At 64.0% G+C, this 12761-nt stretch carries 13 protein-coding genes; 7 read left to right on the top strand and 6 right to left on the bottom strand.

Annotated elements, in window-relative coordinates:
- Positions 1-272, top strand: a 272-nt coding sequence (locus RFM68_RS17075; RefSeq protein ID WP_320234138.1) for an aminotransferase class I/II-fold pyridoxal phosphate-dependent enzyme, incomplete at its 5' end; no start/stop codon positions are given.
- A gap of 15 nt (positions 273-287) precedes the next feature.
- Here the strand turns inward: RFM68_RS17075 and RFM68_RS17070 are convergent.
- Both RFM68_RS17070 and mscL read right to left on the bottom strand, forming a co-directional pair.
- On the bottom strand, positions 288-1457 hold the full coding sequence (locus RFM68_RS17070) for a pyridoxal phosphate-dependent aminotransferase (protein ID WP_320234137.1): 1170 nt from the start codon (positions 1455-1457) through the stop codon (positions 288-290).
- A 111-nt stretch (positions 1458-1568) separates the two neighbouring features.
- Positions 1569-1991 (bottom strand): large conductance mechanosensitive channel protein MscL, encoded by a 423-nt coding sequence (gene mscL / locus RFM68_RS17065; RefSeq protein ID WP_320234136.1) that lies wholly within the window; start codon positions 1989-1991, stop codon positions 1569-1571.
- A 308-nt stretch (positions 1992-2299) separates the two neighbouring features.
- Between mscL and RFM68_RS17060 the strand changes: the two genes are divergently transcribed.
- Positions 2300-5785: a PAS domain-containing hybrid sensor histidine kinase/response regulator gene (locus RFM68_RS17060; RefSeq protein ID WP_320234135.1), complete on the top strand. Its 3486-nt coding sequence runs from the start codon at positions 2300-2302 to the stop codon at positions 5783-5785.
- Here the strand turns inward: RFM68_RS17060 and RFM68_RS17055 are convergent, their stop codons facing one another.
- Entirely contained in the window at positions 5786-6445 is a 660-nt protein-coding gene (locus tag RFM68_RS17055) for a response regulator transcription factor (RefSeq protein WP_320234157.1), read from the bottom strand. It abuts the gene before it with no gap.
- A gap of 136 nt (positions 6446-6581) precedes the next feature.
- On the bottom strand, positions 6582-7016 hold the full coding sequence (locus RFM68_RS17050; protein WP_320234133.1) for a hypothetical protein: 435 nt from the start codon (positions 7014-7016) through the stop codon (positions 6582-6584).
- 110 nt (positions 7017-7126) lie between these two features.
- Here RFM68_RS17050 and RFM68_RS17045 point away from each other — a divergent pair, with 110 nt between their 5' ends.
- From RFM68_RS17045 to RFM68_RS17030, 4 genes are read left to right on the top strand one after another with little or no spacing between them, the layout of a single operon-like run.
- Positions 7127-7477: a DUF952 domain-containing protein gene (locus RFM68_RS17045; protein ID WP_320234132.1), complete on the top strand. Its 351-nt coding sequence runs from the start codon at positions 7127-7129 to the stop codon at positions 7475-7477.
- The gene (locus RFM68_RS17040; RefSeq protein ID WP_320234131.1) at positions 7474-8589 is read left to right on the top strand and encodes a quinone-dependent dihydroorotate dehydrogenase; all 1116 of its coding nucleotides are present in this window, start codon (positions 7474-7476) and stop codon (positions 8587-8589) included. The genes RFM68_RS17045 and RFM68_RS17040 overlap by 4 nt, the downstream gene beginning before the upstream one ends.
- 30 nt (positions 8590-8619) lie before the next feature.
- Positions 8620-8907, top strand: a complete 288-nt coding sequence (locus RFM68_RS17035) for a pyridoxal-phosphate dependent enzyme (RefSeq protein ID WP_320234130.1) — start codon at positions 8620-8622, stop codon at positions 8905-8907.
- The gene (locus RFM68_RS17030) at positions 8850-9581 is read left to right on the top strand and encodes a PLP-dependent cysteine synthase family protein (protein ID WP_320234129.1); all 732 of its coding nucleotides are present in this window, start codon (positions 8850-8852) and stop codon (positions 9579-9581) included. Before RFM68_RS17035 ends, RFM68_RS17030 begins: the two co-directional genes overlap by 58 nt.
- 147 nt (positions 9582-9728) lie before the next feature.
- On the opposite strand, the gene RFM68_RS17025 is transcribed toward RFM68_RS17030, so the two are convergent.
- A complete protein-coding gene (locus tag RFM68_RS17025; RefSeq protein ID WP_320234156.1) occupies positions 9729-10988 on the bottom strand; it encodes an MATE family efflux transporter in 1260 nt (419 codons plus the stop codon).
- Positions 10989-11184: 196 nt separating this feature from the next.
- Between RFM68_RS17025 and RFM68_RS17020 the strand changes: the two genes are divergently transcribed.
- Positions 11185-12087 (top strand): histone deacetylase family protein, encoded by a 903-nt coding sequence (locus tag RFM68_RS17020; RefSeq protein WP_320234128.1) that lies wholly within the window; start codon positions 11185-11187, stop codon positions 12085-12087.
- Positions 12088-12106: 19 nt separating this feature from the next.
- Here RFM68_RS17020 and RFM68_RS17015 read toward each other — a convergent pair whose 3' ends face one another.
- A complete protein-coding gene (locus RFM68_RS17015) occupies positions 12107-12370 on the bottom strand; it encodes a DUF6460 domain-containing protein (protein ID WP_140802805.1) in 264 nt (87 codons plus the stop codon).
- Positions 12371-12761: the final 391 nt, after the last annotated feature.

Here is a 12761-nt window from a genome sequence, read left to right as displayed (position 1 = left end):
ATCCCGAGCTTTGCAAGATGGCGAGCGACCGCCTGCTTGGTGTGCACGGCATCTACATTCAGCCGATCAACTATCCGACGGTGCCGCGCGGCACCGAGCGGCTGCGCATCACGCCGACGCCGTTCCATTCGGACGCGCTGATCGCCGAATTGCAGGATGCGCTGGTCGAGACCTGGGACGCGCTGGGCATTCCCTATGGCGCGACCGGGCGCCCCGCCGTCGCCAAGACCGACCGCATCATTCCGCTGCTGGTGCCGAAGTCAGGCGGCTGAAGCCGCCTCCCTCAGCTAGATCGTCTTCATCATCCATTTCGCCAGGCGATGCGCCGCTTCCTCGAGCTGATCGAGGCGGCGGTGGAAGCATAGCCTGAGGAAGGCCTCGCCGCCGGGGCCGAAGGCGGTGCCGGGCGCCAGACCAACATTGGCGTTGTCGACAATGTCGAAGGCAGCGGTACGGGAATCGGTGATGCCGTCTACCGTGAAGAACAGATAGAAGGCGCCCTGCGGCACGGTGAACCGCGCCTTGCCGGTGGCACCCAGGATATCGCAGACGAGGTCGCGTGCGGCCCGCGCGCGCTCCACCTGTTCGACGATGAAAGCGTCGCCCTCGTCGAGAGCGGCGACCGCGCCGCGCTGCATGAACTGCGCGACGCCCGAAGTCGAGTACTGGATCAGGTTTTCGAACACCTGCTGCAAGGCAGGATGGGTCCTGATCCAGCCGACGCGCCAGCCGGTCATCGCCCAGTTCTTGGAGAAGCTGTTGACGAAGAGGATGCGGTCTTCGGACGTAGCAACGTCGAGGAAGGACGGCGCGCGGCCGTGCCCATAATGGAACAGCGAATAGATCTCGTCGGCGACGATCCAGAGCCTCTTTTGGCGAGCGAGATCGAGGATCGCCTTAAGAGTCTCCTTGTCGGCGGTCCAGCCGGTCGGGTTGGACGGCGTGTTGATGAACAACAGCTTCGTGCGCGACGTGACCGCCGACGCGATCTTGTCGACATCGCAGGACCAGCCATTGCCGGACTGGTCGAGCGTGACCGGCACCGGCACGGCGCCAGCCACACCGGCGGCAGCGGCGAAATTCGGCCAGGCGGGCGAGAGGTAGATCACCTCGTCACCGCTGCCGGCGATCGCGTCGATGGCCAGCTGGATGGCATGCATGCCTGACGCGGTGACGATGAACTCTTCCTCGGCGAAGGTCTTGCCGAAATGCCTGGCGTAGTAGCGGGAGAGCGCCTGCCTGAGCTCGGGAATACCCTTCTGCCACGTGTAGAAAGTCTCGCCATTGGCGAGCCCGCGTGCTGCGGCATCGCTGATAAAGGAAGGCGTCGGCAGATCGCCCTCGCCGGCCCAGAGCGGAATCAGGCCGTCGCGCAAGCGGCCGTGGTTGACGACGGCGACGATGCCGCTTTCAGGTGCGGCACGGGCCTCGGTGCGCAAGGTCTCGATCAAGGTCATGCAATAATCCGTCCGGTTTTCCGCGACTGCTAGCCTCTTTTACGACAGCCGCAAACAGAAAACCCCGGCCGCAAGCAGTCGGGGTTTTGGTCCAGAGTGATTGTTGAGAGCTTACCTTTTCGCCAGTAGATCGCGGATTTCGGTGAGAAGCTGCACATCTGCCGGCGGCGGGGCAGCTGCAGGCGCGGGCTTTTCGCGTTCCAGACGCTTGCGCATATTGTTCACCGCCTTGACCATCAGAAAGATGATGAAGGCAAGGATCAGGAAGTTCAGCACGACAGTAATGAAGCTGCCATAGGCGAAGACGGCGCCCTCTTTCTTGGCATCGGCCAGCGCGGTCGCGTGGACGTTCGAGGATAGTCCAAAGAAATAGTTGTTGAAATCCAGCCCGCCGAAAATCGCGCCGACGATCGGCATGATGATGTCGTTGACGAGCGAATCGACGATCTTGCCGAAAGCGGCGCCGATGATGACGCCGACGGCCAAGTCCATCACATTGCCCTTGGAGATGAATTCCTGGAATTCTTTCAGCATTCGACCCTCCTTGCCATGACGGGCCGCGCTGCCGCCTCACCAGTGTCCTTCGGCACCGGCCCAGGCTCACAATAACAAAAACCCCCGGTTGCAAAACCGGAAAAACGGGGAAGGCACCGGTTTGCGTTTACGCAGCCTCATCAACCACATATGCGCCGAAAGCCGCGATGGACTTGGGCTCCAAGCTGTGATTGCGTCTAGCTCAGGCCAGGGTGGAGACCGGCTTTAGATCAAGAAATAGAGCATGATGTCGCCCGAAAACCGATTCCCACTTTTCGGCATCATGCTCTAGGGAGGAAGTACGGACCGTGCAAGGCTGGTTCGTCGTCATCATCGCGATCGCCTATGTGACACTGCTTTTCGCCATTGCCAGCGTCGGCGACCGGCGCGCGGCAGCCGCAGGGTTCGGCCGGGCGCGGCCTTTCATCTATGCGCTCAGCCTTGCCATCTATTGCACCTCCTGGACCTTCTTCGGCTCGGTCGGCCTGTCCTCGGAGCGCGGCCTCGAATTCCTCGGCATCTATACCGGGCCGGTGCTAGTCTTCGTGTTCGGCTTTCCGCTGCTCAACCGCCTGGTCCGGCTGGCGAAAAGCGAGAAGATCACTTCGATCGCCGACCTTCTGGGCGCACGCTACGGCAAGAGCTTCACCGTCGCGGCGATCGCGACGCTGATCGCGACCATCGGCGCGGTGCCTTATATCGCGCTGCAGCTCAAGGCGATCTCCGGCTCCGTCAGCCTGATGGTCGAGCACTATACCGGCTCGCCGCCCTCTTTCGATCCGTTCGTCAGCGATATCTCGCTTGTGGTGGCAATGTTGCTGGCGCTCTTCGCGGTGCTGTTCGGCACCCGTCATGCCGACGCCACCGAGCACCAGGACGGGCTGGTGCTGGCGGTGGCGGTCGAGACCGTGGTCAAGCTCGCCGCCTTTCTCGCCATCGGCCTGATGGTGACGTTCCTGATCTTCGGCGGCCCCGGCGACATGTTCGCCAAGCTCGCCGCAAACGGCCAGGTGCGCCAGGCGATGAGCTACAACACCTCCTTGGCCACCTGGCTGGTGCTGACCGGCTTGAGCGGCTTTGCCATCCTGATGCTGCCGCGCCAGTTCTATGTCACCATCGTCGAGAACCGCAGCGAGGCGGAGCTGCGCACGGCGACCTGGGTGTTTCCGCTCTACCTCGTGGCGATCAACCTCTTCGTGCTGCCGATCGCCTTTGCCGGCCTGTCGCTGGTCGGCACCAAGACCAGCAGCGATCTCTATGTGTTGTCGCTGCCGTTGCTCAGCGGCCATGATCTGCTGGCGATGGCCGCTTTCATCGGCGGCCTGTCGGCGGCGACCGCGATGGTCATCGTCGAGAGCGTCGCGCTGTCGATCATGATCTCCAACGATCTCGTCATCCCCTTGTTCGTGCGCCGCGTGCTCAAGACCAGCACTTCGGAGAACGAGGACTGGTCGACGCTGATCCTGAACGTCAGGCGCGCGTCGATCTTCATCATGCTGTTCATCGCCTTCCTCTATTATCGCGAGAGCACCGACAGCGCGCGGCTGTCCTCGATCGGCCTGATGTCGTTCGCGGCAATCGCGCAATTCGCGCCGGCGCTGATCGGCGGGCTGATCTGGCGCCGCGCCAACGGCCGGGGCGCCGCGCTCGGCATGGTCGCCGGCATCGCGGTCTGGGGCTACACGCTGCTCTTGCCCTCGCTCGTCGGCCCCAATGCCGGCATTCTCCTGCACGGCCTGTTCGGCTTCGAGGCGCTGAGGCCGCAGGCCATGTTCGGCACCGTCGGCGAGCCGCTGAACCACGGCGTGCTGTGGAGCCTCTCGGTCAACGCGCTGTTCTTTGTCCTCGGCTCGCTCTCGCGTGCGTCCGTGCCGCTGGAGCGCATCCAGGCGGCGATCTTCGTGCCGCGCGAGGCAGGCCCGATGCCCAGCCTGCGGCGCTTCCGCACCGCCGTCACCGTCAACGACCTCAAGGATACGATTTCGCGCTATCTCGGCGTCGAGCGCACGGAGCGTTCCTTCCAGTCCTTCGAGAAAAACGCCAGCGTGTCGCTCCACGGCAAGGAGCAGGCCAGCATGGATGTTATCCGCTTCTCCGAGCAATTGCTGGCGAGCGCGGTCGGCTCGTCCTCGGCGCGGCTGATCCTGTCGCTGCTTTTCCGTCGCAACGATCGCGATTCAAGAGACGCCTTCAAGCTGCTCGACGATGCCACCGAGGCGCTGCAGCACAATCGCGACCTGCTGCAGATCGCGCTCGACCAGATGGAGCAAGGCATCACCGTCTTCGACCGCGATTTCCGGCTGATCTGCTGGAACCGGCAATACCGGCTGCTGTTCGACCTGCCGGACGAGATGGGCCAGGTCGGCGTGTCGCTCGACCGGATCCTTCGCCACCTCGCCGAGCGCGGCGACATTCCCGCCGACCAGCGCGTGACGATGCTCAACCGGCTGACCAGCTTCGCCGGCCCGTGGCAGATGGAGCTGAAGACCAGCGGCCGCATTCTCGAGCTGCGCTCCAACCCGATGCCCGACGGCGGCATCGTCGCCACCTATGCCGACATTTCCGGCCGTGTCGAACAGGACCTGGCGCTGAAGCGGGCCAATGAATCGCTCGAGCAGCGGGTCAAGACCCGCACCGTCGAGCTCACCCGCGTCAACGAGGAACTGGCGCAGGCGCAGATGCTGGCCGAGGAAGCGAACCTCGGCAAGACGCGCTTCCTCGCTGCCGCCGGCCACGACATCCTGCAGCCGCTGAACGCAGCCCGGCTCTACTGCTCGTCGCTGATCGAGAAGGCCGGCAAGGGACCGGCCGGCAAGGCGGCGGTCAACATCGAATCCTCGCTGGAATCGGTCGAGACCATCCTTGGCGCGGTGCTCGACATCTCGCGCCTCGATGCCGGCGCCATGAAACCCGAGGACACCGCCTTCAGCCTCGGCGGGCTGCTCGGCCAGATCGGCAATGATTTTCGCCCGCTTGCCGCCGAGAAGAAACTCGGCCTCAAGATCATGCCGTCCTCGCTCGGCGTCATGACCGACCGTAACCTGTTGCGCCGGCTGATCCAGAACCTCGTCTCCAACGCGATCAAATACACGCGTGAGGGCCGCATCCTGGTCGGCGTGCGGCGGCGCGGCGAACTGGCCGAGATCCAGGTGATCGACACCGGCATCGGCATTGCCGGCGACAAGCTGAACACCGTCTTCCACGAATTCACGCGCCTCGACGAAGGCGCGCGCGAGGCCGAGGGTCTCGGCCTTGGCCTCTCGATCGTCGACCGCATCGCGCGGGTGCTGCGGCTCGAAATCCGCATCTTCTCCAACCCGGGCAAGGGCACGCGCTTTTCCGTCCTCCTGCCGGTCGCTGCAGTCGCGGCGCCGCCACGTGAGATCGGCAAGGCGCCGGCTCGCTCCGCCTCGACGCTTGCCGGGCTCAATGTGCTCTGCATCGACAATGACGCGCGCATCCTCGACGGCATGCGGCTGCTGCTCGAAGGCTGGGGATGCCGTGTCGAGACGGCTTCGGGATCAGGCGATCTCCTGAAGTCCAGCGCGCCAAAGCCGGATCTCGTGCTTGCCGACTATCATCTCGACGGCAGCACCGGGCTCGATGCGATCGCCACGCTGCGTGCCGCCTACGGGCAGGACCTGGCCTGCGTGCTGGTCACCGCCGACCGCTCCAGCGAGGTGCGCGCGGCTGCCGGCCGGCTCGACATCCCGGTTGTCAACAAGCCGCTGAAGCCCGCCGTGCTGCGCTCGATGATGGCGCGCGTCAGGCCGCTGGCGCCGGCCGCGGAGTAATCAGCCGACCGGGTGCAGCGGGTCGCCGCCGATCTTGGAAAGCCGGATGACCGCCTGAGTGCGGCTGTCGACGCCGAGCTTCTGCAGAACGGCCGAGACATGCGCCTTGATGGTGGCCTCGGAGACGCCGAGCTCATAGGCGATCTGCTTGTTGAGCAGGCCTTCGGCCAGCATGCCGAGCACCCGCGTCTGCTGCGGCGTCAGCGCCTGCAGGCGCTTGATCAGGTCGGAGATTTCCGGATCGCGCTCGACGCCAAGCTCGATGCCGGCGGGTGCTGCGATATCGCCGGCAAGCACCGCCTGCACGGCGCCGCGGATTTCTTCCATGCTCGCCGATTTGGAGATGAAGCCGGAAGCGCCGAGATCGAGCGCGCGGCGGATGGTGACGGGATCGTCATGCGCCGACACCACAACCAGCGGTACCGCTGGATGGATGCCGCGCAGCGAGATCAGGCCGGAGAGGCCGCTGGCGCCCGGCATCGACAGGTCAAGCAGCACCATGTCGACATCCTCGTTGGCCAGGACCAGCGCCTTGGCGCTTTCGAAATCACCGGCTTCGTGGATGGCGGCAACGTCGCCGATACCGGCAAGCGCCTCCTTCAGCGCGCCGCGAAAAAGCGGATGGTCGTCGGCAATGACGAAGGTGTGGCCCGACGGCAAATATCCCTCCCCCGATCCCGTCATGATTTTCTGCTTCTTGCGGGGACCAGAATGATTATGCGGCGGCGCGGCGCGTTTTCAAGCGGCAAAGGCTGCGTCAGGGGTTTTCCCCAGAGCGGTTCAGTCGCGCCCCGGTTCAGGTCTTCTGGTTCAGCTTGGCGCCACCGTCGCCGTCTTCCTTGTCCATGTCCTTGACGATGTCCTTGAAGGTCCGGAAGAAGCGCTCCATGTAGCCCATCGTCTTGTTGAAATCCTCTTCGCTGGGCAATTGCGATTCCAGTCGCGAGGAAAGCGAATTCTCAAGCTTGGCGACGCGCGCGTCGAGCGCCTTGACCGAATTATCCAGCCGGTCGATCTCGTCCTGGTAGGCGGCACGCTCGTCGGCCGCCATCTTGCAGACGAGTTGGCCGGAGCGCTCCTCGCAGATCGACATGGCGCCGGTCTGGGTGTCCATGCGGACATAGCCGTCGGCCGATTTCTCCAGGCGGTAGCGGTCGGTCTCCTCGGAATAGGCGGAAGCGGCAACCAATGAGCAGAGCGCCGCGGGGATCAGGATGTGCTGAAGACGCATGTTGTCCTCCATGAGCCGATGAGCGCAGCCTGTCACAGGTTTGCGCCGGAAATGGGGAAGAACGCGGCTCAACTCTTCCCCAGGCTTCAGCTTCGGACTATAGCGCGACAATGTCTCAGATTGTCTACAAGATCGCGCCCGAGGCGCTTTGGCTCGAAGCCGAGAAGAACGGACGCTTCACCGGCGCGCCGATCGACGTCGCCGACGGCTTCATCCATTTCTCCACCGCTGCGCAAGTGCGCGAGACCGCCGCCAAGCATTTCGCCGGCCAGGCGGATCTGCTTTTGATCGCGATCGACGAAGCAAAGCTGGGCGATACGCTTAAATACGAGGTCTCGCGCGGCGGCGCGCTGTTCCCACACCTCTACGCTCCGCTCGACCTCGATGCCATTCTCTGGATCAAGCCGCTGCCGCTCGGCGCGGATGGTTCGCACAGGTTTCCGGAACTGGAGGGCGAATGAGCGTGCTCGACCGGATCGGCCAGAAACTGCTTTTCTCCTTCGATCCGGAAACCGCGCACGGCCTTTCCATCGCGGCGCTGCGCTGCGGGTTGCCGGTTGGCGCGACGGCGTGGCGCGACGCGCGGCTGCCGACGCATGACGCGCGGCTGCCGACGCATGACGCGCGGCTCAAGGTCAGCCTCTGCGGCCTCGATTTCCCAAATCCGCTCGGCATGGCAGCCGGTTACGACAAGAATGCCGAAGTCCCGGACGCGCTGCTTGGGCTTGGCTTCGGCTTCGCCGAGGTCGGCACCATCACGCCGCTGCCGCAGTCGGGCAATCCGAAGCCGCGCATCTTCCGGCTGACGGCGGACGAAGCGGTGATCAACCGGCTCGGCTTCAACAATGAAGGCCACGCAGCCGCGGAAAAGCGTCTTGCTGCGCGCAAGGGGCGGCCAGGTATCGTCGGCGTCAACATCGGCGCCAACAAGGACAGCGCCGACCGCATCGCCGACTATGAGCGCGGCATCGTCCGCTTCGCGCCCTATGCCAGCTATCTTACCGTCAACATCTCCTCGCCCAACACGCCGGGCCTGCGCAACATGCAGGCGCGCGAGCAACTCGGCGAATTGCTGTCACGGGTGATGGCTGCGCGTGCCGCAGCCCCTGCGCAACCGCCTCTCTTCCTCAAGATCGCGCCGGACCTGATCGAAGCAGAGTTGGAAGACATCGCCGCCGAGGTCGTCGAGAAGAAGATCGACGGCGTCATCGTTTCCAACACCACGCTGTCGCGGATGGGATTGCGGAGCACCGCTGTAGCCGGCCAGGCTGGCGGACTTTCGGGCAAGCCGCTGTTCGAGCGCTCGACCGCGGTGCTCGCTCGCATGCGCAAGCTGCTCGGTCCGGAGATGGCCATCATCGGCGTCGGCGGCGTCGATTCCATCGAGACGGCGCTGGAAAAAATCCGCGCCGGCGCCGACCTGGTCCAACTCTACACTGGCATGATCTATGCCGGTCCGACGTTGCCTGGCCGCATCGTCGCCGGCATGGCGCGGTTTGTGGAGCGAGAACGGCTCAAATCCATCGGAGAGCTGCGCGATACTGGTTGCGCAAACTGGTCCAAACGACTCTGACGAACTCCCCCGAAACCAGGAAGACAGACGATGGCCGAGGTTCTGAACTCCGTCGTAGACGCGATCGGTGGAACTCCATTGGTCCGGCTCGACAGGCTGACGGCGCAGGCGGGCGTCAAGGGCGGGATCATCGCCAAGCTGGAATATCTCAACCCCGGCTTTTCAAAGAAGGATCGCGCGGCGCTTGGAATAATCGACGAAGCCGAAAGATCCGGTGCCATCAAACCGGGCAAACGGTGGTCGAGCTTACCTCCGGAAACATGGGCACGGGCCTCGCGATCATCTGTGCGGTCAGGGGCTACCCCTTCGTCGCCGTGATGTCGAAGGGCAACTCTGAAGAACGCGCGCGAATGATGACGGCGCTCGGCGCGGAAGTGATTCTGGTGGACCAACTGCCAGGATCGGCGCCGGGGCAGGTATCGGGCGGCGATTTGGCGCTCGTCGAGCAGACCGCCAAGGCGGTGACGGCGGAACGAGGCGCGTATCGCGCCGATCAGTTCCATCGCGAAGGGAACTGGCTTGCGCACTATCACGGGACCGGGCCGGAAATCTGGGACGACAGTCATGGCGCTGTCGATGCATTCGTCGACTTCATCGGCTCGGGCGGAACATATGCGGGGGTTGCGAGGGCGCTCAAGGAACGCAATCCTCTGATCAAGTGCTTCATCGTCGAGCCCAAGGGCGCCGCAGCCGCCGCGGGAGAGACGATCACCCAAGCCGAACATCCCATTCAAGGCGGCGGCTATGCAATGCCGAACCTGGCGTTCCTGAACAATGTGCCGGTCGACGGCTATCTGCAGGTTTCCGGTGATGAGGCACGTCAGGCCACGCGCTTGCTCGCGCGCAGCGAAGGCATCTTCGGCGGTTTCTCCTCCGGAGCGAATGTGGCCGCCGCGTTGCGTCTCCTAAACGGCGATCAATTAGGCAAGACGATAGCCATCGTCATTTGCGACTCTGGGCTGAAATACCTATCGACCGACCTGTGGGGCTAATGCATGTCGCCCAAAAATGCGCAGCGGTTTTGGGATAACGACATGCATCAAAACAAAGACTTAAAGCGCGTCGCCTGAATCCGTTTCATCGCGACGCGCTTTAGGAAGCAACGCTGCCGGCGCTGCACGCGACGAACATGGGCGATGCTAAAATGCTGTGCGTACCCTGAGCCGGAGCACCGTCAGCAGACTCAGTCCGCGCACCAGCAGGAAGACGTGCAGCGATGCCCACAGCCCGTTGTTGCCGAAGGCCGGCGCCAGGGTGATGAGCGCGGCGCTGAAGACGAGGAATGACACCAGCATCATGTTGCGCATGTCGCGCGACCAGGTGGCACCGATGAAGACGCCGTCCATCTGGAAGGCAAGCACGCCGCTCAGCGCCGTGAAGGCCGCCCAGGGCAGATAGGTGTCGGCGACGTCGCGGACATCCGCAGACGTCGTCACCAGTGCCACCAGACCGGCGCCGGCCGTCAACAGGATGAGCGTGGCGATGCCGGCGAGGGCAAAACCCCAGATCAGCGTTAGCCGGACCGCCTGCCGGAACGGGGCCGGCGCATGCGCGCCGATGGCGCGACCGGCAAGCTGTTCGGCAGCGGTGGCGAAACCGTCGAGGAAATAGCCGGCGATGAGGAAGAAGTTCATTAGCACGGCGTTGGCGGCAAGCGTCACCGTGCCGAACTGCGCACCCTGGCGCGTGAACAGCGCGAAGGCGGCAAGCAGCGAGAAGGAACGGATCATGATGTCTCGGTTGAGCGACAGCATGCGCCGGTAGGCCGGCAGGTCGAGGATGCGGCGGCGCGACGGCCGCTCCAGCTTGCGGAAGCGGCTGAGCACGATGGCAAGGCCGAGCAGCACGGCCAGGAATTCGCCGGTGACGGTTGCCCAGGCAACGCCGGCAACGCCCCAACCGAGCTCGAGGCCGAGCAGGAAGCAGAGCGCGATGTTGATGCCGTTGAGCACCGCTTGCAGCATCAGGCCGAGCCCGCCTTCGCCGCGTCCCAGCACGTAGCCCAGTATGGCATAGTTGATCAGCGAGAAGGGCGCGGCGAGCAGCCTGATGCGGATATAGACCGACATCGCCGCGCTGACCCTTGGCTCGGCGCCCATGAACCATTGGCCGGCGACGGCAAAGAGCGGCGAAAGAGCGGCAAGTATGACGCCTGCGACGACCGCGATCAGCACGGCGCGCCACAGCACCGCCTGCTCTTCCAGCGCATCGCCGCGTCCGAAGGCCTGGGCGACGAGGCCGGTGGTGCCGGAGCGCAGGAAGTTGAATGTGGTGAACACGACATCGAACACAAGCGATCCCGCCGCCAGGCCGCCGAGCAGGGCCGCGTCGCCGAACTGCCCGACCACCGCCGTGTCAATGATGCCGAGCAGCGGCGTCGTCAGATAGGCAAGCGTCATCGGCACGGCGATCGCCAGCACCGAGCGGTTGGTGACGGCGAAGGACCTGGTATTGGCCTGGATTGCGTCCAAGGGTTGCTGCCTGGCTGATTGCGGCTTGATCGAGGAACCGATGTGCCTCAGTTTGCCGACCTCACGCAACCACTGTCCTCCGACTGCCAACCGAATTCCAGAGCTGGCGCAGGCCGCCCGACCCATGCCGCTGCAGATCGTCCATCACCCCGGCTACGACGCCGGCTTCGCCGTCAACCACCGTTTTCCGATGAGCAAATATCCGCTGTTGATGGAACACTTGCGCATACGCGGCCTGGCGGCGCCGCAAGCGCTGTCGAAGCCCGAGCCGGCGCCGGCGGCATGGCTGAAGCTTGCGCATGCGGCCGACTATGTCGACCAGGTGATTGCTTGCGCTGTGCCGGAAAGAATAGAGCGAGAGATCGGCTTTCCAGTCGGTCCGCGCGTGTCGCTCAGGGCACAGCTCGCCACCGCCGGCACGGTGCTGGCGGCACGACTGGCGCTGAGGCACGGCATTGCCTGCAACGCAGCGGGCGGCAGCCATCATGCACGGCGCGCGCAAGGCGCCGGCTTCTGCACCTTCAACGATGTCGCCGTCGCCTCGCTGGCGCTGCTGGCCGAAGGTGGCGTCGAAAACGTGTTGATCGTCGACCTCGACGTGCATCAAGGCGACGGCACGGCCGACATATTGAAGGACGAACCCCGTGCCTTCACCTTTTCCATGCATGGCGAGCGCAACTACCCGGCGCGCAAGATCGCCTCCGACCTCGACGTCGCCTTGCCCGACGGCACCGGCGACGATGCCTATCTTGAGCGGCTCGCCGCCATCCTGCCGGACCTATCCGGGCAAAGGCATTGGGACATAGTCTTTTACAACGCGGGCGTGGATGTCCATGCCGAGGACAGGCTCGGCCGGCTGGCGCTGACCGACGGCGGCCTGCGCGCTCGCGAAGACATGGTCATCGGCCATTTCCGCAACCGCGGCGTGCCGCTGTGCGGCGTCATCGGCGGCGGCTATTCGACCGATGTGCCGATATTGGCCGCGCGTCATGCCATGCTCTTCGAGGTGGCCGCCGGCTACGCCTGAACTCCAAGTCCAGCAGGGCTCATTTGCGGTAGTTGGCGATCCGGAGCAGGATGAAGACCGGCACGACAATCGCGGCACCGAGCAGGATATAGCCGAGGAAACGGTCGATAGCGTGGAAGCCGAGATTCCACAAATCGACGAAGAACTGGCGGATGCCATAGAAGACGTCCATCGGCGACCAGCCAAAGGCATGCATGACGAGGCCGACGAGGAAGGAGACCACGAGCAGCTTCAGGAGCACCCTGAGCGGCGTGTCGCCAAGGAAGCGCGTCAGTGCGGACAAGGCCATTCTCCGGTTCAAGCCACCCGATTCGGCAGCGCGATATCAGAGATACGCACTCGACAGTCCGCCATCAAGCGCCGAGAACCGCCAACCCGTGCCGTTGCAAATACTTGATTTTGCGTAAACAGAAATGCAGCAAACCGCTGAAAATAAATAGAAAAATCTTCATTTTTTCGACCCGCGCAATGTGCCTGCAATTTTCAACTGACAGATAGGGCCGGTCTTTCGAGCATCATGTCGCTACGGAAGTTCGGACCGCAAGGCAGGCGCCTTGCGGCAAGGGTTTCTGTTGCCCGCGAGAGACAAACGAACCGGAGCGGCCATCCCAGGCGCCGACTCCACGGGTCAATCCGCGCATGGTGTTGCCCTGCGCCTATGCGTTTGGAGTGTG

This window comes from Mesorhizobium montanum, assembly GCF_033977145.1.
Classification (GTDB): domain Bacteria; phylum Pseudomonadota; class Alphaproteobacteria; order Rhizobiales; family Rhizobiaceae; genus Mesorhizobium; species Mesorhizobium montanum.
Note: the sequence above shows the minus strand (reverse complement) of the source record. Positions and strands in the feature narration are given on the sequence as shown.

Excerpts from the sequence above, each read along its gene's own strand:
- RFM68_RS17045 (WP_320234132.1), top strand. The coding sequence starts at position 7,127 with ATGTCTCAGATTGTCTACAAGATCGCGCCCGAGGCGCTTTGGCTCGAA.
- RFM68_RS17040 (WP_320234131.1), top strand. The coding sequence starts at position 7,474 with ATGAGCGTGCTCGACCGGATCGGCCAGAAACTGCTTTTCTCCTTCGAT.
- RFM68_RS17035 (WP_320234130.1), top strand. The coding sequence starts at position 8,620 with ATGGCCGAGGTTCTGAACTCCGTCGTAGACGCGATCGGTGGAACTCCA.
- RFM68_RS17030 (WP_320234129.1), top strand. The coding sequence starts at position 8,850 with ATGGGCACGGGCCTCGCGATCATCTGTGCGGTCAGGGGCTACCCCTTC.
- RFM68_RS17070 (WP_320234137.1), bottom strand. The coding sequence starts at position 1,457 with ATGACCTTGATCGAGACCTTGCGCACCGAGGCCCGTGCCGCACCTGAA.
- RFM68_RS17020 (WP_320234128.1), top strand. The coding sequence starts at position 11,185 with ATGCCGCTGCAGATCGTCCATCACCCCGGCTACGACGCCGGCTTCGCC.
- RFM68_RS17025 (WP_320234156.1), bottom strand. The coding sequence starts at position 10,988 with ATGACGCTTGCCTATCTGACGACGCCGCTGCTCGGCATCATTGACACG.
- mscL (WP_320234136.1), bottom strand. The coding sequence starts at position 1,991 with ATGCTGAAAGAATTCCAGGAATTCATCTCCAAGGGCAATGTGATGGAC.
- RFM68_RS17050 (WP_320234133.1), bottom strand. The coding sequence starts at position 7,016 with ATGCGTCTTCAGCACATCCTGATCCCCGCGGCGCTCTGCTCATTGGTT.